This window comes from Pseudomonas sp. 3B-A001-10F, assembly GCF_056313565.1.
Genome location: NZ_JBQYFW010000010.1, coordinates 67556 through 89286, shown reverse-complemented (window position 1 = coordinate 89286; position 21731 = coordinate 67556). Strand labels below are relative to the sequence as shown.

The window sequence follows — 21731 nt, the reverse complement described above, 5'->3', positions numbered from 1 at the left end:
CCGAACATCCGTGTCGCGCCTGTGGGTATTCCGTTCCCGCAGCCGCCAGCCAAGCATAACCAAGGAACTACCCATGAGCGCGAGCACCACCGCCACCCTGCGTCACGACTGGTCTCTGGCCGAAGTCAAAGCACTCTTCGTACAGCCATTCAACGACTTGCTGTTCCAGGCGCAAACGGTGCACCGCGCACATTTCAACGCCAACCGCGTTCAGGTGTCGACACTGCTGTCGATCAAGACCGGCGCCTGCCCGGAAGACTGCAAGTACTGCCCGCAGTCCGGTCACTACAACACCGGCCTGGAAAAAGAAAAGCTGATGGAAGTGCAGAAGGTCCTCGAAGAGGCAGCACGCGCCAAGGCCATCGGTTCGACACGTTTCTGCATGGGCGCGGCGTGGAAACATCCGTCGGCCAAAGACATGCCGTACGTGCTGAAAATGGTCGAAGGCGTGAAGGCCATGGGCCTGGAAACCTGCATGACTCTTGGCCGTCTCGACCAGGATCAGACCGAAGCACTGGCCAAGGCCGGGCTCGATTACTACAACCACAACCTCGACACGTCGCCGGAGTTCTACGGCAGCATCATCACCACCCGTACTTACAGCGAACGTCTGCAAACGCTGGCCTATGTGCGTGAATCGGGGATGAAGATCTGCTCCGGCGGCATTCTCGGCATGGGCGAGTCGCTGGATGACCGCGCCAATCTGCTGATCCAGTTGGCCAACCTGCCGGAGCATCCGGAATCGGTGCCGATCAACATGTTGGTGAAAGTTGCCGGCACGCCGCTGGAAAATGCTGAAGACGTCGACCCGTTCGACTTCATCCGCATGCTCGCCGTGGCTCGCATCCTCATGCCGCAATCCCACGTACGCCTGTCCGCCGGCCGCGAAGCGATGAACGAGCAGATGCAGGCCCTGGCCTTCTTCGCCGGCGCCAACTCGATTTTCTACGGCGACAAACTGCTGACCACCGCCAACCCGCAGGCGGACAAGGACATGCAGTTGTTTGCGCGTTTGGGTATTCAACCGGAAGCCCGTGAAGAGCATTCCGATGAGGTGCATCAGGCCGCGATCGAGCAGGCGCTGGTGGAGCAGAAGAGCAGTGAGCAGTTCTACAACGCCGCAGTGTAAAAAGCTGCGCGGATTCCTCTGAAGGAATGCAAAACCCCTGTGGGAGCGAGCTTGCTCGCGAAAGCGGTGCCTCAGTCGACATTGATGTTGGATGTGAAGGCCTATTCGCGAGCAGGCTCGCTCCCACAAGGGATCTGTGTCACTTGAAAGTCGAGGCCTGCATGTCTTTCGATCTCGCCGCACGCCTTGCTGCCCGTCGTGCCGAAAATCTCTATCGCCAGCGACCGCTGCTTGAGTCCCCGCAGGGGCCTGAAGTGGTGGTCGACGGCAAACCATTGCTCGCGTTCTGCAACAACGATTACCTGGGCTTGGCCAATCATCCGCAAGTGATCGAAGCCTGGCGCGCCGGTGCTGAACGCTGGGGCGTCGGTGGCGGTGCCTCGCATCTGGTGATTGGCCACAGCGGCCCGCACCACGCTCTGGAAGAAGCGCTGGCCGATCTCACCGGTCGACCGCGTGCATTGCTCTTTACCACCGGCTACATGGCTAATATCGGCGCGGTCACGGCGCTGGTCGGGCAGGGCGATACGGTGCTGGAAGACCGCCTCAATCACGCTTCGCTGCTGGACGCGGGTCTTTTGTCCGGCGCGCGTTTCAATCGTTATCTGCACAACGACGCGGTGAGCCTGGCCAAGCGTCTTGAGAAAGCCAGCGGCAATACGCTGGTAGTCACCGACGGTGTGTTCAGCATGGACGGCGACCTCGCTGACCTGCCGGCATTGGCTCGTGAAGCCAAGGCCAAAGGCGCGTGGCTGATGGTCGATGACGCTCATGGGTTCGGGCCGCTCGGTGCGAACGGTGGCGGCATCGTCGAGCATTTTGGTTTGAGTCAGGAGGACGTGCCGGTACTGGTCGGCACCCTCGGTAAAGCCTTCGGCACCGCTGGCGCCTTCGTCGCGGGCAGCGAAGAGCTGATCGAAAGCCTGATCCAGTTCGCCCGTCCGTACATCTACACCACCAGCCAGCCCCCGGCGCTGGCTTGCGCGACCCTGAAAAGTCTGGAGTTGCTACGCACTGAACACTGGCGCCGGGATCATCTGCAGACCTTGATTCGCCAGTTCCGCCTGGGTGCCGAGCAGATCGGTCTGGAGTTGATGGACAGCTTCACGCCGATCCAGCCGATCATGATCGGCGATGCCGGGCGAGCGGTGCGGTTGTCGCAAATGTTGCGCGAGCGCGGGCTGATGGTTACCGCCATCCGCCCACCGACCGTGCCCGCCGGCAGCGCGCGCTTGCGCGTGACCCTGACCGCCGCCCACAGCGAGGCGCAGGTGCAGCTATTGTTAGAGGGACTGGCCGATTGCTTTGCCCAACTGACGTCGGAGCCAAGCCATGCGTGATCGCCTGATTCTGCTGCCCGGCTGGGGCCTCGGCGTTTCGCCGATGGAGCCTCTGGCCGCCGCTTTGCAAGGGCTCGACGAGCATCTGAAAGTGGAAATCGAGCCGCTGCCGGAGCTGGATTCCAGCGACCTGCAAGACTGGCTCGATGAACTCGATGAACGCATTCCACAAGACGTCTGGCTCGGTGGCTGGTCGCTGGGTGGCATGCTCGCGTCCGAATTGGCGGCGCGCCGTGGCGAGCGTTGCTGCGGATTGCTGACGCTGGCGAGCAATCCTTCCTTCGTTGCCCATGAACAGTGGCCGACCGCGATGCCGGGCGAGACTTTCGATGCGTTTCTCGCCGGTTGCCAGGCCGATCCCCGGCTGACCCTCAAACGTTTTTCACTGCTCTGTGCTCAAGGTGCACAAGATGCGCGCGGCTTGTCGCGGTTGATGCTCGGCGGCGCACCGCACACGGCGCCGTCGGCGTTGATGGCGGGCCTGGAACTGCTCGCGCAACTGGACATCCGCGAAGCGCTACAAGCATTTCGCGGCCCGCAATTTCATCTGTTCGCCGGACAGGACGCTCTCGTTCCGGCGGAAGCGGCGGGGGCGTTGTTCGTCCTGTTGCCGGATATCGAAATCGGTCTGATCGAACAGGCCAGCCATGCCTTTCTTCTGGAAGACCCCCACGGACTGGCGGGCGCTATCCAGGCTTTTCTACATGAGTGCGGTGATGACTGATTTGTCTCTTGTGCTGCCCGGCGGCTTGCCTGACAAGCGTCAGGTCGCGGCATCTTTTTCCCGCGCGGCGGCCAGTTACGACAGCGTCGCCGAGTTGCAACGTGATGTGGGTACACAATTGCTTCAACGCTTGCCGGCGGATTTTTCACCGTCGCGCTGGCTGGATCTGGGCTGTGGCACCGGTTATTTCACCCGGGCACTGGCCGCGCATTTTGCCGAGGGCCATGGTCTGGCGCTGGACATTGCCGAGGGCATGCTCGATCACGCGCGGCCGTTGGGCGGCGCTGATTACTTCATTGCTGGCGATGCGGAGCGTCTGCCGTTGCAGGACTCGACTTGCGACTTGATCTTTTCCAGCCTGGCGGTGCAGTGGTGTGCGGATTTCGATGCAGTGCTCAGCGAAGCCTTTCGCGTACTGAAACCGGGAGGGATTTTTGCGTTTGCTAGTCTTTGTGTAGGGACGTTGTTCGAGTTGCGCGACAGTTGGCGGCAGGTCGACGGGATGGTGCACGTCAACCGCTTCCGCGAGTTCACCCGTTATGAGCAACTGTGTACGGCCAGTGGCTTGCGTACGTTGAGTCTGGAGAATCAGCCGCACGTGCTGCATTACCCCGATGTGCGCAGCCTGACCCATGAATTGAAGGCCTTGGGTGCGCACAATCTGAATCCCGGACGGCCCGGTGGTTTGACCGGACGGGCGCGGATTCTCGGGCTGGTGGAAGCTTACGAGCAATTCCGTGAAGCGTCGGGATTGCCGGCGACTTATCAGGTGGTCTACGCCGTGTTGGAGAAACCCGTATGAGCGCAGCCTATTTCATCACCGGAACGGACACCGATGTCGGCAAGACCACGGTTGCCGCAGGGTTGCTGCACGCGGCGCGTTCGGCCGGGCTGAGCACAGCGGCGGGCAAGCCGGTGGCGTCCGGGTGCGAAGTGACGCCCAAGGGGCTGCGCAATTCCGATGCGTTGGCGCTGTTGGCCGAATGTTCGCTGCCGCTGACTTATCAACAGGTCAATCCCGTGGCGTTCGAGCCTGCGATCGCTCCGCACCTGGCAGCGCGTGAGGCCGGAGTAGCGTTGACCGTGCAATCGTTGCTGGCGCCGATGCGCGAGATTCTGGCGATGAACGCCGATTTCACCTTGATCGAGGGCGCGGGTGGCTGGCGGGTGCCGTTGGCGGATCAGGACAATCTGTCGGATCTGGCGATTGCGTTGAAGCTGCCGGTGATTCTGGTGGTGGGTGTGCGGCTGGGGTGCATCAGTCATGCCTTGCTGACGGCCGAGGCGATTGCCCGTGATGGCCTGCAATTGGCCGGGTGGGTGGCGAATATCATCGATCCGAAGACTTCGCGGCTTGAGGAGAACCTCGCCACATTGGCCGAGCGAATTCCGGCGCCATGCCTTGGGCGCGTGCCGAAACTCAAGAGCTTGAGTGCCGAAGCGGTAGCGGATCATTTGCAACTGGATCTGCTCGACTAAGCTTTTCTCTATGGGCAGGCACTGTGCCATTAGTGTTTTTGACGGGTGTTTTTCTGGCGCCTCTGGTTCAATGGCGCCATTGATCCTTCCCAAGGATGAGAACTGTTATGGAAATCTCCGGTAACACAGCTTTTTATGCAGGTCTGAGCTCGATTCAAAGCGGGCAGAACCGCGTTGATCAGGCCGCCAGTCAGATTGCCAACAACACCATTGAGCGTTCGGTCACCAGCCAGTCTTCGGAAGCGCAGGTCGATCGTCTGCGCGGCGTTGATCGCAGCCAGCAAATGGACCTGGGCAGCGACATGGTGCAAATGGCCCAGGGCAAATTTCAGGTGGAGCTAGGCGTAAAAGTTGCCAAAGCTTCCGACGAAATGCTCGGTACGATCATCGACACCTTCGCCTGATTTTTCGCCATCTACACCCTGAACGCCGCGCTTTGTCGCGGCGTTTTTCGTTGTAAGTCCTTCTCCCTCAACTAATCTTTTTTCAGCGCCCATGACTCGTTCGAGCTCATGGCGGTTTGCTGCGTCCGCTGTTTGAAAGATGCGGGGACGAACGGCAAAAGATCGATGCTTGACAAGATTTCGGCGTAAACGTATGTTTCAAACAACTGTTTGACCGTCACAACAAATCAACACGGTCGTTCATTCCCGGTTACATCAGCAGAGGTTTATCGCTATGCCTGACTACAAGGCCCCCTTGCGTGATATTCGCTTCGTTCGTGACGAACTGCTCGGCTACGAAGCGCACTATCAGAGCCTTCCGGCTTGCGCAGACGCAACTCCAGACATGGTTGACGCCATTCTCGAAGAAGGCGCCAAGTTTTGTGAGCAGGTACTGGCGCCGCTGAACCGCGTGGGCGACCTCGAAGGTTGCACCTGGAGCGAGTCCGGCGTGAAAACTCCGACCGGCTTCAAAGAGGCTTACAAGCAATTCGTTGAAGGCGGCTGGCCAAGCCTCGCTCACGACGTTGAGCACGGCGGCCAAGGCTTGCCGGAGTCGCTGGGTCTGGCAGTGAGCGAGATGGTTGGCGAAGCCAACTGGTCGTGGGGCATGTACCCAGGCCTGTCGCACGGTGCGATGAACACCATCTCCGAGCACGGCACCCCTGAGCAGCAAGAAGCCTATCTGACCAAACTGGTTTCCGGCGAATGGACCGGCACCATGTGCCTGACCGAACCACACTGCGGCACCGACCTGGGCATGCTGCGCACCAAGGCCGAACCTCAGGCTGATGGCTCCTATAAAGTCTCCGGCACCAAGATCTTCATCTCGGCCGGTGAACACGACATGGCCGACAACATCGTCCACATCGTACTGGCCCGCCTGCCGGATGCACCGGCCGGCACCAAAGGCATCTCGCTGTTCATCGTTCCAAAGTTCATGCCCAATGCTGATGGCACCGTCGGTGCACGCAACGCAGTGAGTTGCGGTTCGCTGGAACACAAGATGGGCATCCACGGCAACGCCACTTGCGTGATGAACTTCGACGGCGCCACCGGTTACCTGATCGGCCCGGCGAACAAAGGCCTGAACTGCATGTTCACCTTTATGAACACCGCTCGCCTGGGGACCGCGCTGCAAGGTCTGGCCCACGCCGAAATCGGTTTCCAGGGCGGCCTGAAATACGCTCGCGACCGTCTGCAAATGCGCTCCCTGACTGGCCCGAAAGCGCCGGACAAAGCCGCTGACCCGATCATCGTGCACCCTGACGTACGCCGCATGCTGTTGACCATGAAGGCGTTCGCCGAAGGCAACCGTGCGATGGTGTACTTCACCGCCAAACAGGTCGACATCGTCAAATACGGCGTCGATGAAGAAGAGAAAAAGAAAGCCGACGCATTGCTGGCCTTCATGACCCCGATCGCCAAGGCGTTCATGACCGAAGTCGGTTTTGAATCCGCCAACCACGGCGTACAGATCTACGGCGGCCACGGCTTCATCGCCGAATGGGGCATGGAGCAGAACGTTCGCGACAGCCGCATTTCGATGCTGTACGAAGGCACCACCGGTATCCAGGCACTCGACCTGCTGGGCCGTAAAGTGCTGATGACGCAAGGCGAGGCCCTGAAAGGCTTCACCAAGATCGTCCACAAGTTCTGCCAGAACAACGAAGGCAACGAAGCCGTTGCAGAGTTCGTCGCACCGCTGGCCGCGATCAACAAGGAATGGGGCGAGCTGACCATGAAGGTCGGTATGGCTGCCATGAAAGATCGCGAAGAAGTCGGCGCGGCTTCCGTGGACTACCTGATGTATTCCGGTTATGCCTGCCTGGCTTACTTCTGGGCCGACATGGCGCGTCTGGCAGCTGAAAAGCTGGCAGAAGGCACCGGCGACGCGGCGTTCTACACGGCCAAGCTGCAAACCGCGCGCTTCTACTTCCAGCGCATCCTGCCGCGTACCCGTACGCATGTGGCCACCATGCTGTCGGGCGCCAACAACCTGATGGACATGAAAGAAGAAGACTTCGCACTGGGCTACTAAGCCTTAACGTGGTCTTTTGAAAAACCGCTGCTCCTTAGGGGGCGGCGGTTTTTTTTTTGCGCAAGAATGGTATCTGAAAGAGGGGCTGCGGCTGCCGTTTTGCGGGGATCGTTGAGGGAATCCGCAGGTATGGCCATTACTGGTGATGGCCATGACTGCGGATTCGGCAAAAAACTTGGCAAATCGCTCAGATAGTCAGGTTTTCTGCCGTTAAAGAGACTGCGTGTGATCTGGATCACATTGTGTGTGCTTAACTGCACGCATTGCAGGCACAATGCCATCTCTTTGCTATGACGGGTCGGAGCTTTACCCTTGCCGCGTTCTTCCGCTGTACGTTTCAGTCATTTCCTGCCATCACTGCTGTTGTTACTAGCGGGGTTGGCGGCTGCGTACGTCAAAGACCTCAGCGTGTTCTTCACGTCGCTGTTCAATGTGTTGCCGACGTTGGTGCTGTTGCTGGGCGGCGCGTATTGCGCGGTTTATCGCCGTCAGCGCGAGCTGTTTCTGATGCTCACGGTGTACATCGCCTACTTTCTGCTCGACACCCAGACCGACTATTACCGCGACAACGGCAAGGTCCGCGAAGACGCTGCGGTGGTCTTCCACCTCGTCTGCCTGCTGTTGCCGTTGTTGTTCGGCTTGTTCGCCGCATGGCAGGAACGTACACATCTGTTCCAGGACATGGTCGCGCGTTTCGCCGTGTTACTGGCCTTTGGCAGCGTGGCATTGGGGCTTGAGCAAAGTTATCCCCAGGCATTGCTGATGTGGCTCTCGGAAATTCGCTGGCCGGCGCTGCACGGCGCGTGGATGAGTCTGATCCAGCTCTCGTATCCAGTGTTCATCTCGGCGTTCCTGCTATTGGCCTGGCAATACTGGCGCAATCCACGTCCGCTGCATGCGGCGCAATTGGTTGGCCTGCTTGGCGTGTTCTGGATGCTGCCGAAAACCTTCATCCTGCCGTTCACCCTGAACATCATGTGCAGCCAGGTGATGTTGATGATTGCCGCTGCGGTTGCGCACGAGGCTTATCAGATGGCCTTCCGCGACGAACTCACCGGTCTGCCGGGCCGTCGCGCGCTCAATGAACGCATGCAGCGCTTGGGTCGCAACTACGTATTGGCGATGAGCGACGTCGATCACTTCAAGAAATTCAACGACACCCACGGCCACGATGTTGGTGACCAGGTTTTGCGTCTGGTCGCCAGCAAGCTGTCGAAAATCAGCGGTGGCGGTAGGGCGTATCGTTATGGCGGTGAGGAATTCGCCCTGGTGTTCGCAGGCAAAACCCTTGAGGAATGCATGCCGCACCTTGAGGTGATCCGCGAGTCGATTGCGTCCTACAACATTCAACTGCGCAATCAGGAAAACCGCCCGCAGGATGATCAGCAAGGTCGTCAGCGCCGCGCCGGCTCTGGTGCTTCCAGCGTTTCGGTCACGGTCAGCATCGGCGTTGCCGAACGAGTGGAGCAGCGCAACCCGGAACAAGTGCTGAAGTCCGCCGACGAGGCGCTCTATGCCGCAAAAGGCGCGGGGCGTAACTGCGTGATGGCATACGGACAAAACCGCCGTGGCGCGGTGCGTATGGACACGGCCGCAGGTTGAGTGATGACGGCGCATTCAGCGTCTGCACAATGATTGTGGGGTGTGGTGGCCGGCAGTAGGTTGGAGCAATCTGCTGACGGAGAAGCCACCATGCCTGAGTACAAAGCTCCCTTGCGCGACATGCGCTTTCTGATCGATCACGTCTTCGACTTCCACAGCAATTACGCCGCCCTTGGCGCGCACGACGCCAGCCCGGACATGATCAACGCGATCCTCGAAGAGGGCGCGAAGTTCTGTGAGAACGTTCTGGCGCCGCTCAATCGCAGCGGTGATGAAGAGGGCTGCCATTTCGACAACGGCGTGGTGACAACGCCAGCCGGCTTCAAGCAAGCCTTCGCACAATACGTGGAAGGCGGCTGGCACGGTCTGGCGGCGGATCCGGCTTACGGCGGCCAAGGCCTGCCGAGCTCGCTTGGGCTGGTGATCAGCGAGATGGTCGGCTCCAGCAACACTTCCTGGGGCATGTACCCGGGCCTGACCCACGGCGCGATGTCGGCGATCCATGCCCACGGCAGCGCCGAGCAGAAAGACACCTACCTGAACAAACTCACCGCCGGGCAATGGACCGGCACCATGTGCCTGACAGAAGCCCATTGCGGCACCGACCTGGGGATCATCAAGACCCGCGCTGTGCCTCAGGCTGATGGTAGTTACGCGGTCACCGGCAGCAAGATTTTCATCTCTGCCGGCGAGCACGACATGAGCGACAACATCATCCATCTGGTGTTGGCCAAATTGCCCGACGCTCCAGCCGGGACCAAAGGGATTTCGCTGTTTATCGTGCCGAAATTCTTGCCGGATACGGCGGGTGAAGCGGGCGAGCGCAACGGTGTTTCCTGTGGTTCGATCGAACACAAGATGGGCATCAAGGCTTCGGCCACTTGTGTGCTGAACTTCGATAGCGCCAAGGGCTATCTGATCGGTGAGCCGAACAAGGGCCTGAACTGCATGTTCACCATGATGAACCACGCGCGGCTAGGCACCGGCATGCAGGGTTTGTGTCTGGGCGAAGCAAGCTTCCAGGGCGCGATCAAATACGCTAACGACCGCTTGCAGATGCGCGCGCTGACCGGCGCCAAAGCCCCGGATAAACCTGCCGACCCGATCATTGTCCACCCGGACGTGCGGCGCATGCTGCTGACCATGAAAGCCTTTAACGAAGGCAATCGGGCGCTGACCTACTTCACCGCGCAGTTGCTCGATGTCGCGCATCTGAGCGGTGATGCCGAAGCACGGCAGGAGGCCGAGGATTTGCTGGCGTTCCTCACGCCAATCTGCAAAGCGTTCATGACCGACACCGGCCTGGAAGTGACCAACCACGGCATGCAGGTGTTCGGCGGCCACGGTTTCATTCGCGAATGGGGCATGGAGCAACTGGTGCGCGATTGTCGGATTGCACCGATCTATGAAGGCACCAACGGCATTCAGGCGCTGGACCTGCTCGGACGCAAGGTGCTGGGCAGTCAGGGCAAGTTGCTGCGCGGTTTCACCAAAATCGTCCATAAGTTCTGCTCAGCCAACGCTGAGCACCCGCAGCTGGGCGGTTTCGTTGCGCAGCTCAATGAGCTGAACCAGCAGTGGGGCGACCTGACGATGAAGGTCGGCATGGCGGCGATGAAGAACCCGGATGAAGTGGGCGCGGCGTCGGTGGATTACCTGATGTACAGCGGTTACATCATCCATGGCTATCTGTGGTTGCGCATGGGCCTGGTAGCGCAGGCGCAACTGGAGGCCGGCAAGGGCGATGCGGATTATCTGCGGGGTAAGTTGGCGACCTGCGAGTTTTACTTCAAGCGGTTGCTGCCGCGTACGGCGGCGCATCGTGCGGCGATCGAGGCGGGCAGTGATTGCTTGATGAAGTTGCCGGCTGAAATGTTTGCGCTTTAAGGCAGATCAAAAGATCGCAGCCTGCGGCAGCTCCTACATGGGACCGAGTTTTATCTGTAGGAGCTGCCGCAGGCTGCGATCTTTTTTTGCGGTGACTAAAAATAACAAATCGGTCACCGGTTGACCCTATGTGTCGCAAAAGTTGTTGAGGTACACTCGGGCTCAGAAAACATCATTCCACGAATCACCTGTTTAGATCTTGCGAGGTTTGCCATGGCTGACTACAAAGCGCCGCTGCGCGATATGCGCTTCGTCCTCAATGAAGTGTTCGAAGTCGCCAAACTCTGGGCCGAACTGCCGGCTCTGGCCGAGACCGTCGACGCCGAAACCGTTGAAGCCATTCTCGAAGAGGCCGGCAAAGTCACCAGCAAAAGCATCGCACCTCTGAGCCGCGCTGCCGACGAAGAAGGCTGCCACTGGAAGGACGGTGCCGTCACCACGCCGGCCGGTTTCCCACAGGCTTATCAGACGTATGCTGAAGGCGGCTGGGTTGGCGTCGGTGGCGATCCGCAATACGGCGGCATGGGCATGCCCAAAGCCGTGTCGGCGCAAGTCGAAGAAATGGTCAACTCCGCCAGCCTGTCGTTCGGTCTGTACCCGATGCTGACCGCCGGCGCCTGCCTGTCGATCAACGCTCACGCCAGCGAAGAGCTGAAAGCCGCGTACCTGCCGAACATGTACGCTGGCGTCTGGGCCGGCTCGATGTGCCTGACCGAGCCGCACGCCGGCACCGACCTGGGGATTATTCGCACCAAGGCCGAGCCTCAGGCCGACGGCTCCTACAAAGTCAGCGGCACCAAGATCTTCATCACCGGTGGCGAACACGACCTCACCGAAAACATCATTCACCTGGTGCTGGCCAAGCTGCCGGACGCCCCGGCCGGTCCTAAGGGCATCTCGCTGTTCCTGGTGCCGAAGTTCATGGTCAACGCCGACGGCAGCCTGGGCGCGCGCAACCCGGCGAACTGCGGTTCGATCGAACACAAAATGGGCATCCAGGCGTCCGCGACCTGTGTGATGAACTTCGATGAAGCCGTGGGCTATCTGGTCGGTGAGCCGAATAAAGGTCTGGCCGCGATGTTCACCATGATGAACTACGAGCGTTTGGGCGTCGGCATCCAAGGTCTGGCCACCGGCGAGCGCTCCTATCAGAACGCCGTCGAATACGCCCGCGACCGTCTGCAAAGCCGTTCGCCGACTGGCGCGCAGAACAAAGACAAAGTCGCTGACCCGATCATCGTCCACCCGGACGTGCGGCGCATGTTGCTGACCATGAAAGCCTCGAACGAGGGCGGCCGTGCGTTCTCCACCTACGTAGCGATGCAGCTCGACACCGCCAAGTTCAGCGAAGACGCCACCACCCGCAAACGTGCGGAAGATCTGGTCGCGTTGCTGACGCCTGTGGCCAAGGCATTCCTCACCGACCTGGGTCTGGAAACCACCGTGCACGGCCAGCAGATTTTCGGCGGCCACGGCTACATCCGCGAGTGGGGTCAGGAGCAACTGGTACGTGACGTGCGCATCACCCAGATCTATGAAGGCACCAACGGCATTCAGGCACTGGACCTGGTCGGGCGCAAGATCGTCGGCAGCGGTGGCGCTTTCTACAAGCTGTTTGCTGACGAGATCCGCCATTTCACCGCGACGGCCAGCGCCGATCTGGGTGAATTCACCAATCCGCTGAACGATGCCGTCGACACTCTCGACGAGCTGACCTCGTGGCTGCTGGACCGGGCGAAAACCAATCCGAACGAAATCGGCGCGGCTTCGGTCGAATATTTGCAAGCATTCGGATACACAGCGTACGCCTACATGTGGGCATTGATGGCCAAAGCTTCGCTGGGCAAAGAAGCGCAAGACGATTTCTATGCCAGCAAACTGGGCACCGCGCGCTTCTACTTCGCCCGTTTGCTGCCGCGTATTCACTCGTTGAGTGCGTCGGTGAAGGCCGGTAGCGAGTCGCTGTTCCTGCTGGATGCGGCGCAATTCTGATGCGATGACGTCATGTAAGCATTCTCTTACATGACGTGCTGCTGTTCTCCCATATGCGTAGATTGGATCCACGGCTAATCTACATTTCATGGACGTCGCGCAGGAAGCGCAAAGCAACAACACGGACACGTAGGATTCTGCCAGGGTGGCGGAGTGAAATGGATGTCAGGGAAACAGTCTGCAAAGCCCCGCTTCGGCGGGGTTTTCTTTTGCCTGAAGAAAAGTGCTCAGACCAGAGGATCTCTCTCTGGCCGCACTTCACGCTCCATCACTTCCTCCAGCAATGTCTGCAATAGCGCCAAAGGTGCCTGCTGGCGCTGCACATCGCGACAGACCAACCCAACTTTCAGCGGCACGCGCGGTTCGCTCAGCGGTTTCCAGAGCAGATCCTGATCGTCGTACTCCTTTTGCGAACGCCCCGGCAGCACCGTCGCCAGTTTGGTGTGCGGCAGACTGTCGAGTATCCCCACCATATTGTTCAGTTCGGCCTGCACCTGCGGGCGTCGTCCGAGGTTGGTCAGTTGCGCCTGCCAGATCTGGCGGATCTGAAACTCTTCGCCCAGCAACAACATCGGCAGTTCAGCCGCCTGGCGCATCGAAACTTTCTTGAATTCACGCAGCGGATGATCCGCCGGGATGACCAGCGTCAGCTCATCTTCGTAGAGCATCACGCCGTGCAGGCCGGGTTGGCGCGGCGGCAGGTAACTGATGCCGATGTCCAAAGAGCCGTTGAGCAGCCGCCGCTCGATCTCAAGTCCGGTCAATTCATAGATCTGCACCACCAGATGTGGCTGTGCCTTGCGCACCCGCTCAAGCATTTGCGGAACGAGACTGGTGTGAACCGTTTGCAGCACGCCGATTGCCAGCGTGCGCAAGGCCTGGCCCTTGAAGTTGCCCAACGCCTCACGCGCCCGTTGCAATCCGTCGAGCAGCGGCAAGGCGTGGTTGTACAACGTGTGCGCGGCGAGGGTTGGCAGCAGACGCTTGCTGCTGCGCTCGAACAGGGTAACGTCGAGGTTCTGTTCGAGCTGGCGGATCTGCTGCGACAGTGCCGGTTGCGAGATCGACAGGCGTTCGGCGGCGCGACCGACATGGCCTTCTTCGTAGACCGCGACGAAATAACGCAGTTGTTTGAAATCCATAAGTAATGCTTATCGAAAATGCTGGTAAATCGAAATGGCCCGCAGGCCTCAGTGAGCCTAGTCTAACCGCATTCACAAGGCTTACAGGGCCAGAAAGCGCGATGAATAGCGTTCGCTTCGACAGTGTTTGCATAGGCAGTTCAAAACACCTTAAACGCGGTGTTTTTCAATGAATCTGTTCAGTTTGCGGCGCCAGACGCCGAGTCTTGATGACCTCGCCTTTGAGGCCGACTCTTCTGAGATCAACGAAAATCTGAGCACCGCGCGCCTGATGCCCAGCGTTGAACGGCCGCAACAGGTGTTTGTTCGTGGTCAGGGTTCCTGGTTGTGGGACAGCAATGATCGCGCGTACCTCGACTTTTCCCAGGCCGGTGGCGCCAACAGTCTTGGTCACAGTCCTTCGGCATTGGTCAAAGCCATCAGCAGTCAGGCGCAGGCACTGATCAATCCCGGCTTCAATCTGCACAATCGCGGCATGCTCAGCCTCGTCGAACGTCTGTGCGCCAGCACCGGTAGCGATCAGGCCTATCTACTCAACAGCGGCAGCGAAGCCTGTGAAGCAGCGATCAAACTCGCGCGCAAGTGGGGCCAACTGCGTCGTGGCGGCGCCTCGCGAATCATTGTCGCGAAGCAGGGTTGCCATGGCCGCAGTCTGGCGACGATTTCTGCCTCCGACAGCTGCAACCTGCACAACCGTTTCGCGCCGTTACTGCCGGGTTTCGATCTGGTGCCGTTCAACGACTTGCCGGCCCTGCACGCGGCGGTCGATGCGCAAACCGTGGCGATCATGCTTGAACCGATCCAGAGCGATGCGGGGGTGGTGCCGGCGACCGAGCATTACCTAAAAGGCGTTGAACGTCTGTGCCGAGAGCTCGGCATTCTGCTGATCCTCGATGAAGTGCAAACCGGCATCGGTCGCTGCGGCACCTTGCTTGCCGAACAGTCCTATGGCGTACGCGCCGATATCGTCGTACTCGGCAAAGGCCTTGGCGGCGGTGTGCCCTTGGCGGCGCTGCTGGCGCGGGGCAAGGCGTGTTGTTTCGACGCGGGTGAACTGGGCGGCACGCATCACGGCAATGCGCTGATGACAGCGGCTGGTCTCGTGGTGCTCGACAGCGTGTACGACCGCAGCTTCCTGCAGCAGGTCAACGATAATGGCCAGCATCTGCGCGAAGGCCTGGCCCGATTGGCGCACCGCTACGACCACGGCGAATTGCGCGGCCAAGGCCTGTTCTATGGTCTGACCCTGTCGGACGATTCCGCCGATGCTGTGGTCCATGCAGCCCTGCACGAAGGCCTGCTGCTCAACGCCCCGCAAGCCAACTGTTTGCGCTTCACCCCGGCGCTCACTGTCAGCAAAACCAACATCGACGAAATGCTCCTGCGCCTGGGCCGCGCCTTCTCGCGAGTGCGAACCGCACAACTGCAATGCCGCAAGGGGATTGCCGTCTGAACTGAAGTTTCCTACCCGACTTCCAGAACCGTCTCGCGGTATAACGCACGCCCCACGCCTGATTCTTTTGGCGTGGGGCGTTTTTTTGTGGCCGGGTTTTGCAGATGGCGTTTAGTGCTTGAGAGTTCGTCGTGCGAATGGTTTTTTAGAAAGTCCCTGCAGGGAATGCGGGGGCAGACCGATCGATATTTTCGAGACGGATGGCTTGGTAATCTATACCACTGGGTGGTATGTTTTTTGGAAGGGATACCGATGTCATTCAGGCTGTTCAAAACCAAGGGTTTTGCGATACGAGCCGGCAAGGCTTGGATCAGCGACGCGGAGCTCCGGGAAGCATTTTGCGAGATGCTTGAAGGTCAGGCTGACGATCTTGGTGGTGGCGTCTGGAAGAAGCGGTTGAACGCCAACCGTCATCGTTCGATTGTTCTGGCTAAGGGCGGGCGTTACTGGATCTATCAAGTGCTGTTCGCCAAGAAAGATCAGAGCAACATCACAACATCTGAATTGAAGGATTTACGAAAGTTAGCCAAAGCCTATGCTCAACTGACCGAGGAGCAGATCCGGGATTTGTTGGCAATGAAGGAGTTTGTGGAGATATTTCATGAGTAAGAAATTCAAAAGTGAAGTTTTTGAATCGATACACGAATCAGCCAGCGCTCTAGTGGCTGTCGGCGCAATCAGCAAGGCAACAATGCGGGAGTTTGATGAGTCGTGTCTGGCAACGGTTCCTGAAGCGATCCCGGCGGAACAGATCAAGGCTCTGCGTGAGCGCAATAATGTTAGCCAGCCGGTATTCGCTCGCTACTTGAACACGAGCGCGTCGACAGTCAAACAATGGGAATCGGGAGACAAGCACCCCAGCGGAATGGCGCTGAAGTTACTGAGCATCGTGCAGAAGCACGGACTGCAAATTCTTGGCTGAGCTAGCAGTTTGATACCGACACCGTGATTAGCACTGAACCCTGACGAACGGCGCAGGTCGATTAGCTTGTATGGCTCATGTGAGCCAACCCCCATTCAGGAGCTGACCCATGGACTTCATTCGCATCATCATCGCCATTCTGTTGCCGCCACTGGGTGTGTTTCTGCAGGTCGGGTTTGGCGGGGCGTTCTGGTTGAACATTCTGCTGACGTTGTGCGGGTATATTCCGGGGATCGTGCATGCGGTGTACATCATCGCCAAGCGTTGAGTACTGCTGCGCCTGATAGATAGCTTTCGCGAGCAGGCTCGCTCCCACAGGGGATTTGTGAACAACACAGATCCAATGTCGGAGCGAGCCTGCTCGCGAATGGGGCAATTCGGTTTTGAACGGGGCGCGGTGATCAGTCCGCCAATCCCATCACCCGCCGATAGAACTTCCACTCCTGCTCCAGCGCATGCGCCTGATTGGCCGCGCGGCGGAAGCCGTGGCGTTCGTCGGGGTAGTAATGCGCTTCGACGGGGATGTCGTTCTGCTCCAGCGCCGTGACCATGTCGCGAGTCTGTTGTGGCACGACCACGGCATCCAGCTCACCCTGAAAGAAAATCACCGGTACGCGGATATTGTTTGCGTGCAACAACGGCGTGCGGGCGGCGTAGCGTTCGGCGTCTTGCTCGGGATCGCCGATCAGCCAGTCCAGATAATCACCTTCAAATTTGTGCGTAGCCCGAGCTAATGCAACCGGATCGCTGACGCCGTACAAACTCGCTCCAGCGCGGAAGACTTGCTTGAACGCCAGCGCACATAACGTGGTGTAGCCACCTGCGCTGCCGCCACGAATGAATGCGCGATCACCGTCGATCAAACCCTGGCCGGTGAGATAACTCACCACCGCACAAGCATCCTCGACATCCACCTCACCCCAGCTCAGATGCAAGGCCTGCCGATATTCGCGGCCATACCCGCTGCTGCCGCGATAGTTGAGATCGGCCACGGCGAAGCCGCGTTGCGTCCAGTACTGAATGCGCGGGTCGAGCATCGGGTAGCAGGCCGATGTCGGGCCGCCGTGGATGAACACCACCAGCGGCGGGTTTGTCTCGCCGCTCATGGCCGGATAAAAGAACCCATGCGCTTCGCCCGAACCGCTTGGGTAGCACAGGGTTTGCGGACGGCTGATGCGCTCTGCGGGTAAAGGCGCCACACCGCCGGCCAGCACGTTCACTTTGCGCGTCGCCCGATCAATGGCGATGACCGCAGAAGGACTGATCGGCGAGGCGGCGATACAGTAGATAAATTGCGCATCCAAAGCCAAATGCCGGAAACGACTGTAGTCACCGGTGAAGTCGTCATCGCCTAATGTCAGACGGCCGAAACCGCCTTCACTCCAACTGGCTAAAACCGAATTTTCAACAGGCAACCAAGTGCAGCCGCCCAGTTGCCACGGTGCTGGCGCGTGATCGGCTTGCGCAGCAGGTAATGGCTCCAAACCGTCGGAAGTCTCAGCCCACGGCTGCCAGAATCCACCGCGATCGGTCAGGCAATACAGCCGACCTTCAGCATCAAATCGTGGCTGTTGAATGGATTCTTCAATCTCACCACCGGCAACGCATCGCGAAGGCCCAAATGCACCATCGGCCAAGCGCTCAGCCACCATCAACCGGGTCGACGTCCACGGTTGATGCGGCCGGCTCCACTCGATCCACGCCAAGCGCTGGCCATCCACACTGATGATTGGCGCCGCATAAAAATCCGCGCCTTCAGCCAATAAATGCCGGGTTCCGTCAGCCAGATCAATGGCGACGAGCCGATGTTGATCTTGCTGTTCTTCGACCGCCAGCACCTGGCCGAAAGCAAAATGCAGATCGCCATAACGGCACTCGCCCGACGTCAATGCTTCAGGCTCGCCATCGAGGTTTTGGCGATACAACTGCTGATCCGTCTCAGCAACGAATACCACCCCATCCGGTGTCAGACAAAACGCGCCACCGCCATATTCGTACACCCGACTGCGTACACTGAAACCGTTCGGTGTTAGACATTTCGCCACACCATCGCGCCAATGCCAGATCCGGCATGCGGCATCCTCAGGACGATATTCATTCCAGAACAGCCCGTTGGCACCGAGCTGCAGTTCGGCAAAGTCCATCCCGGCAGCGACGGCTTGCGAGGCGCTGAAAGGCTCAGCCTTTGGCGATGAGGCGCGAGTTTCGTTCATTGCGGAAGGCCAGTTGTTCGATGGTTTGAGTGGCAGTCTCGGCTTCTTCGCGGGCCTTGAGAATCACGCCGTGATGTTCGGACTTGCTGCACACCGGGTCGGCATTACTCGCATCACCGGTGAGCATGAACGCCTGACAGCGGCAGCCGCCGAAGTCTTTTTCTTTCTCGTCGCACGAACGGCACGGCTCGGGCATCCAGTGGTAACCACGGAAGCGGTTGAAGCCGAACGAGTCGTACCAGATGTGCTGCATGCTGTGATCGCGCACATTGGGAAATTGCACCGGCAGCTGTCGGGCGCCATGACAAGGCAGGGCGGTGCCGTCCGGTGTGACTGTCAGAAAAATACTGCCCCAGCCGTTCATGCAGGCCTTCGGGCGTTCTTCGTAGTAATCCGGGGTGACGAAAATCAGCTTGCACGGATGCCCTTCGGCTTCCAGCTTCGCGCGGTATTCGTTGGTGATGCGCTCGGCACGGACCAGTTGCTCTTTGGTCGGCAACAGGCCGACACGATTGAGCTGCGCCCAACCGTAAAACTGGCAGGTGGCGAGTTCAACGAAGTCGGCTTCCAGCGCAATGCACAGCTCGATGATGCGGTCGATCTTGTCGATGTTGTGCCGGTGGGTGACGAAGTTCAGCACCATCGGATAGCCATGGGCCTTCACTGCGCGGGCCATTTCCAGCTTTTGCGCGAAGGCCTTTTTCGAGCCGGCGAGCAGGTTGTTCACTTGCTCGTCGCTGGCCTGGAAACTGATCTGGATGTGATCCAGGCCAGCCTTTTTGAAGTCGCTGATTTTCTGCTCGGTCAGGCCGATGCCGGAGGTGATCAGGTTGGTGTAGAAACCCAACTGCCGCGCTTCATGAATCAGCTCGGCGAGATCCTGACGCACCAGCGGCTCGCCGCCGGAAAAGCCCAGTTGCGCCGCGCCCATCTCCCGCGCTTCGCGGAACACTTTGATCCACTGTTCGGTGCTCAGCTCTTTGCCCTGCTCGGCGAAATCCAGCGGATTGGAGCAGTACGGGCATTGCAGCGGGCAGCGGTAGGTCAGCTCGGCGAGCAGCCACAGCGGCAGGCCGACTTCAGGCTTGGGCGGCAGATCAGGCAAGTTCGATCCAGTGCTGCGCACGGGCAACCTCCATGAATTGCTCGATGTCGTCACCGAGCTCGGGCACGCCGGGGAACTGCTCATCGAGTTTGGCAATAATCGCCGCAACGTCGCGTTCGCCGTCGATCAAGCCGCCGATCAGCGCGGCGCTGTCGTTGAGTTTGATCATGCCTTCGGGGTAGAGCAGCACGTGACCTTTCTGCGCCGGCTCGTACTGGAAGCGGTAGCCGGGACGCCAGGTCGGGACTTTGCTGCGGTCGAAACTCATAAGGTGATTCCTTTATGCCAGACGCGTTGTTCGGTGACGCTGTGATACGGCGGGCGGTTCAGTTCGTAGGCCATGCTCATGGCATCGAGCATGCTCCAAAGAATGTCGAGTTTGAACTGGAGAATTTCCAGCATGCGTTCCTGGCCTTCGCGGGTCTTGTAGTGCTCAAGCGTGATCGCCAGACCGTGCTCGACATCACGCCGGGCCTGACCGAGGCGGGTGCGGAAATATTCGTAACCGGCCGGGTCGATCCACGGGTAATGCTGCGGCCAGCTGTCGAGGCGCGACTGGTGGATCTGCGGTGCGAACAGTTCAGTCAGCGAGCTGCTGGCGGCTTCCTGCCAACTGGCCCTGCGGGCGAAGTTGACGTAGGCATCGACGGCGAAACGTACGCCGGGCAGTACCAGTTCCTGGGAGCGCAATTGATCCGGATCGAGGCCGACCGCTTGACCGAGTCGCAGCCAGGCTTCGATGCCGCCGTCTTCGCCTGGGGCGCCGTCATGGTCGAGCAGACGTTGAATCCACTCGCGGCGGATTTCCCGATCGGGGCAGTTGGCGAGGATCGCCGCGTCCTTCAGGGGGATGTTCACCTGATAGTAGAAGCGGTTGGCGACCCAGCCCTGAATCTGTTCGCGGGTGGCGCGGCCTTGGTACATCGCCACGTGGTAGGGGTGGTGGATGTGGTAGTAGGCGCCTTTGGCGCGCAGCGCCGCTTCGAATTCGGCGGGGGACAGCGGGGTGTCGGTCATTGCGGTTCTCCGGGGAACAACCGTTGGAATCCTGGGTGTTTATTCGGACGCTTTCGCGAGCAAGCTCGCTCCCACAGGCTTTGTGAACGCCACAGAACCAATGTGGGAGCGAGCTTGCTCGCGAAGAGGCCGGTGGCTACAGCACAATACTCATGCCATCGAACGCCACTTCAACATTACGCCGGGCCAACTCGGCACGCTCCGGCGAATCTTCGTCGAGAATCGGATTGGTGTTGTTGATGTGGATAAGCACTTTGCGCTGCTCAGGCAACTGCTCCAGCACTTCGAGCATGCCGCCAGGGCCGTTCTGCGCCAGATGGCCCATCTCGCGACCGGTGCGGGTGCCGACGCCACGGCGCTGCATTTCATCGTCATCCCACATCGTGCCGTCCACCAGCAGGCAATCGCTGCCGGCCATGATCTCCAGCAACGGCGCATCGACCTTGCCCAGGCCCGGCGCGTAGAACAATTTGCCGCCGGTGTTCAGGTCTTCAACGATCAAACCGATGTTGTCGCCCGGGTGCGGATCGAAGCGGTGCGGCGAGTACGGCGGCGCCGCGCTGCGCAGGGGCAGCGGGGTGAAACGCAGGTTCGGGCACGCCGCCACGGTGAAACTCTGGTCGAGTTCGATGCGGTTCCAGTCCAGCCCGCCGTTCCAATGGGTGAGCATCTTGAACAACGGGAAACCGGTGCTGAGGTCTTCGTGAACCATGTCCGTGCACCAGACCTGATGCGGACAGCCTTCGCGCAGGCTGAGCAGGCCGGTAGTGTGGTCGATCTGGCTGTCCATCAGGATGATCGCGCTGATGCCGGTGTCACGCAGGGCGCGGCCCGGTTGCATCGGGGCGAAGCTTTGCAGCTGCGCGCGGATGTCCGGTGAGGCGTTGCACAGCACCCAGTTCACGCCGTCATCGGAAATCGCGATGGACGATTGGGTGCGGGCCTTGGCATTCAGGCTGCCGTCGCGAAAACCTGCGCAGTTGACGCAGTTGCAGTTCCACTGCGGAAAACCGCCACCGGCGGCCGAACCCAGAATCTGGACGAACATGAACGCTCCATCATTTCTACGCGGAAAATAAAACGCCCCGGCGAGCCGAGGCGTTGCACTGCAATTCTACGTAAGCAGAACTCAGCGGCTGGCGAAGTACATGGTGACTTCGAAGCCGATACGCAGGTCGGTGTAAGCCGGTTTTGTCCAGGACATAGGGTGTCTCCTCAGGTTGGGTGGGATAGCGCTGTCCA

21 protein-coding genes are annotated in these 21731 nt (G+C 59.6%); 14 read left to right on the top strand and 7 right to left on the bottom strand.

Features of this window, described 5'->3' with window-relative positions:
- The first annotated feature begins 73 nt into the window (after positions 1 to 73).
- The 10 genes from bioB (at position 74) to AC0ZWN_RS12120 (ending at position 12637) form a co-directional block, all read left to right on the top strand.
- The gene (bioB, locus tag AC0ZWN_RS12165) at positions 74 to 1129 is read left to right on the top strand and encodes a biotin synthase BioB (protein ID WP_007910031.1); all 1056 of its coding nucleotides are present in this window, start codon (positions 74 to 76) and stop codon (positions 1127 to 1129) included.
- A 161-nt stretch (positions 1130 to 1290) separates the two neighbouring features.
- On the top strand, positions 1291 to 2469 hold the full coding sequence (gene bioF / locus AC0ZWN_RS12160) for an 8-amino-7-oxononanoate synthase (RefSeq protein WP_476335194.1): 1179 nt from the start codon (positions 1291 to 1293) through the stop codon (positions 2467 to 2469).
- A complete protein-coding gene (locus AC0ZWN_RS12155; protein ID WP_476335192.1) occupies positions 2462 to 3193 on the top strand; it encodes an alpha/beta fold hydrolase in 732 nt (243 codons plus the stop codon). Before bioF ends, AC0ZWN_RS12155 begins: the two co-directional genes overlap by 8 nt.
- Entirely contained in the window at positions 3186 to 3995 is an 810-nt protein-coding gene (gene bioC / locus AC0ZWN_RS12150; RefSeq protein ID WP_093429942.1) for a malonyl-ACP O-methyltransferase BioC, read from the top strand. Before AC0ZWN_RS12155 ends, bioC begins: the two co-directional genes overlap by 8 nt.
- Positions 3992 to 4672: a dethiobiotin synthase gene (gene bioD, locus AC0ZWN_RS12145; protein WP_095050294.1), complete on the top strand. Its 681-nt coding sequence runs from the start codon at positions 3992 to 3994 to the stop codon at positions 4670 to 4672. The genes bioC and bioD overlap by 4 nt, the downstream gene beginning before the upstream one ends.
- Before the next feature lie 107 nt (positions 4673 to 4779).
- Positions 4780 to 5076, top strand: a complete 297-nt coding sequence (locus tag AC0ZWN_RS12140) for a pyrroloquinoline quinone biosynthesis protein PqqE (protein WP_093429944.1) — start codon at positions 4780 to 4782, stop codon at positions 5074 to 5076.
- Between the two features lie 274 nt (positions 5077 to 5350).
- Complete coding sequence (locus AC0ZWN_RS12135) at positions 5351 to 7156, top strand: phenylacyl-CoA dehydrogenase (RefSeq protein ID WP_095112722.1); 1806 nt, start codon at positions 5351 to 5353, stop codon at positions 7154 to 7156.
- Between the two features lie 312 nt (positions 7157 to 7468).
- The gene (locus AC0ZWN_RS12130; protein WP_093429947.1) at positions 7469 to 8758 is read left to right on the top strand and encodes a GGDEF domain-containing protein; all 1290 of its coding nucleotides are present in this window, start codon (positions 7469 to 7471) and stop codon (positions 8756 to 8758) included.
- Positions 8759 to 8848: 90 nt separating this feature from the next.
- The gene (locus tag AC0ZWN_RS12125; protein ID WP_476335191.1) at positions 8849 to 10645 is read left to right on the top strand and encodes an acyl-CoA dehydrogenase C-terminal domain-containing protein; all 1797 of its coding nucleotides are present in this window, start codon (positions 8849 to 8851) and stop codon (positions 10643 to 10645) included.
- A 213-nt stretch (positions 10646 to 10858) separates the two neighbouring features.
- Positions 10859 to 12637, top strand: coding sequence for an acyl-CoA dehydrogenase C-terminal domain-containing protein (locus AC0ZWN_RS12120; protein ID WP_476335189.1), 1779 nt, complete (start codon positions 10859 to 10861; stop codon positions 12635 to 12637).
- Between the two features lie 227 nt (positions 12638 to 12864).
- Here the strand turns inward: AC0ZWN_RS12120 and AC0ZWN_RS12115 are convergent, their stop codons facing one another.
- A complete protein-coding gene (locus tag AC0ZWN_RS12115; RefSeq protein WP_093429950.1) occupies positions 12865 to 13779 on the bottom strand; it encodes a LysR family transcriptional regulator in 915 nt (304 codons plus the stop codon).
- A gap of 169 nt (positions 13780 to 13948) precedes the next feature.
- Between AC0ZWN_RS12115 and AC0ZWN_RS12110 the strand changes: the two genes are divergently transcribed.
- The 4 genes from AC0ZWN_RS12110 (at position 13949) to AC0ZWN_RS12095 (ending at position 16422) form a co-directional block, all read left to right on the top strand.
- Positions 13949 to 15232, top strand: coding sequence for an aspartate aminotransferase family protein (locus tag AC0ZWN_RS12110; RefSeq protein WP_476335187.1), 1284 nt, complete (start codon positions 13949 to 13951; stop codon positions 15230 to 15232).
- 252 nt (positions 15233 to 15484) lie between these two features.
- Positions 15485 to 15841, top strand: coding sequence for a type II toxin-antitoxin system RelE/ParE family toxin (locus AC0ZWN_RS12105; protein ID WP_077574786.1), 357 nt, complete (start codon positions 15485 to 15487; stop codon positions 15839 to 15841).
- Positions 15834 to 16154 carry a helix-turn-helix domain-containing protein gene (locus AC0ZWN_RS12100; RefSeq protein ID WP_476335186.1) on the top strand — a complete coding sequence of 107 codons (321 nt, stop codon included), beginning with the start codon at positions 15834 to 15836 and terminating at the stop codon, positions 16152 to 16154. Before AC0ZWN_RS12105 ends, AC0ZWN_RS12100 begins: the two co-directional genes overlap by 8 nt.
- A 109-nt stretch (positions 16155 to 16263) precedes the next feature.
- The gene (locus AC0ZWN_RS12095; RefSeq protein ID WP_003228885.1) at positions 16264 to 16422 is read left to right on the top strand and encodes a YqaE/Pmp3 family membrane protein; all 159 of its coding nucleotides are present in this window, start codon (positions 16264 to 16266) and stop codon (positions 16420 to 16422) included.
- A gap of 133 nt (positions 16423 to 16555) precedes the next feature.
- Here AC0ZWN_RS12095 and AC0ZWN_RS12090 read toward each other — a convergent pair whose 3' ends face one another.
- From AC0ZWN_RS12090 to pqqA, 6 genes are all read right to left on the bottom strand, one after another.
- On the bottom strand, positions 16556 to 18367 hold the full coding sequence (locus AC0ZWN_RS12090) for a S9 family peptidase (RefSeq protein WP_476335184.1): 1812 nt from the start codon (positions 18365 to 18367) through the stop codon (positions 16556 to 16558).
- On the bottom strand, positions 18333 to 19472 hold the full coding sequence (gene pqqE / locus AC0ZWN_RS12085; RefSeq protein WP_476335246.1) for a pyrroloquinoline quinone biosynthesis protein PqqE: 1140 nt from the start codon (positions 19470 to 19472) through the stop codon (positions 18333 to 18335). The genes AC0ZWN_RS12090 and pqqE overlap by 35 nt, the downstream gene beginning before the upstream one ends.
- A complete protein-coding gene (gene pqqD, locus AC0ZWN_RS12080; protein ID WP_007910068.1) occupies positions 19465 to 19740 on the bottom strand; it encodes a pyrroloquinoline quinone biosynthesis peptide chaperone PqqD in 276 nt (91 codons plus the stop codon). The genes pqqE and pqqD overlap by 8 nt, the downstream gene beginning before the upstream one ends.
- Positions 19737 to 20489 (bottom strand): pyrroloquinoline-quinone synthase PqqC, encoded by a 753-nt coding sequence (gene pqqC, locus AC0ZWN_RS12075; protein ID WP_093429953.1) that lies wholly within the window; start codon positions 20487 to 20489, stop codon positions 19737 to 19739. Before pqqC ends, pqqD begins: the two co-directional genes overlap by 4 nt.
- 136 nt (positions 20490 to 20625) lie before the next feature.
- Positions 20626 to 21537, bottom strand: a complete 912-nt coding sequence (pqqB, locus tag AC0ZWN_RS12070) for a pyrroloquinoline quinone biosynthesis protein PqqB (protein WP_108225161.1) — start codon at positions 21535 to 21537, stop codon at positions 20626 to 20628.
- A gap of 81 nt (positions 21538 to 21618) precedes the next feature.
- Entirely contained in the window at positions 21619 to 21693 is a 75-nt protein-coding gene (gene pqqA, locus AC0ZWN_RS12065) for a pyrroloquinoline quinone precursor peptide PqqA (protein ID WP_003422658.1), read from the bottom strand.
- Between the last annotated feature and the right edge of the window lie 38 nt (positions 21694 to 21731).

Bases quoted from the DNA above. Each gene is read 5' to 3' on its own strand.
- bioB (WP_007910031.1), top strand. From the start codon at position 74: ATGAGCGCGAGCACCACCGCCACCCTGCGTCACGACTGGTCTCTGGCC.
- bioF (WP_476335194.1), top strand. From the start codon at position 1,291: ATGTCTTTCGATCTCGCCGCACGCCTTGCTGCCCGTCGTGCCGAAAAT.
- AC0ZWN_RS12155 (WP_476335192.1), top strand. From the start codon at position 2,462: ATGCGTGATCGCCTGATTCTGCTGCCCGGCTGGGGCCTCGGCGTTTCG.
- bioC (WP_093429942.1), top strand. From the start codon at position 3,186: ATGACTGATTTGTCTCTTGTGCTGCCCGGCGGCTTGCCTGACAAGCGT.
- bioD (WP_095050294.1), top strand. From the start codon at position 3,992: ATGAGCGCAGCCTATTTCATCACCGGAACGGACACCGATGTCGGCAAG.
- AC0ZWN_RS12140 (WP_093429944.1), top strand. From the start codon at position 4,780: ATGGAAATCTCCGGTAACACAGCTTTTTATGCAGGTCTGAGCTCGATT.
- AC0ZWN_RS12135 (WP_095112722.1), top strand. From the start codon at position 5,351: ATGCCTGACTACAAGGCCCCCTTGCGTGATATTCGCTTCGTTCGTGAC.
- AC0ZWN_RS12125 (WP_476335191.1), top strand. From the start codon at position 8,849: ATGCCTGAGTACAAAGCTCCCTTGCGCGACATGCGCTTTCTGATCGAT.
- AC0ZWN_RS12120 (WP_476335189.1), top strand. From the start codon at position 10,859: ATGGCTGACTACAAAGCGCCGCTGCGCGATATGCGCTTCGTCCTCAAT.
- AC0ZWN_RS12115 (WP_093429950.1), bottom strand. From the start codon at position 13,779: ATGGATTTCAAACAACTGCGTTATTTCGTCGCGGTCTACGAAGAAGGC.
- AC0ZWN_RS12110 (WP_476335187.1), top strand. From the start codon at position 13,949: ATGAATCTGTTCAGTTTGCGGCGCCAGACGCCGAGTCTTGATGACCTC.
- AC0ZWN_RS12105 (WP_077574786.1), top strand. From the start codon at position 15,485: ATGTCATTCAGGCTGTTCAAAACCAAGGGTTTTGCGATACGAGCCGGC.
- AC0ZWN_RS12100 (WP_476335186.1), top strand. From the start codon at position 15,834: ATGAGTAAGAAATTCAAAAGTGAAGTTTTTGAATCGATACACGAATCA.
- AC0ZWN_RS12095 (WP_003228885.1), top strand. From the start codon at position 16,264: ATGGACTTCATTCGCATCATCATCGCCATTCTGTTGCCGCCACTGGGT.
- AC0ZWN_RS12090 (WP_476335184.1), bottom strand. From the start codon at position 18,367: ATGAACGAAACTCGCGCCTCATCGCCAAAGGCTGAGCCTTTCAGCGCC.
- pqqD (WP_007910068.1), bottom strand. From the start codon at position 19,740: ATGAGTTTCGACCGCAGCAAAGTCCCGACCTGGCGTCCCGGCTACCGC.
- pqqC (WP_093429953.1), bottom strand. From the start codon at position 20,489: ATGACCGACACCCCGCTGTCCCCCGCCGAATTCGAAGCGGCGCTGCGC.
- pqqB (WP_108225161.1), bottom strand. From the start codon at position 21,537: ATGTTCGTCCAGATTCTGGGTTCGGCCGCCGGTGGCGGTTTTCCGCAG.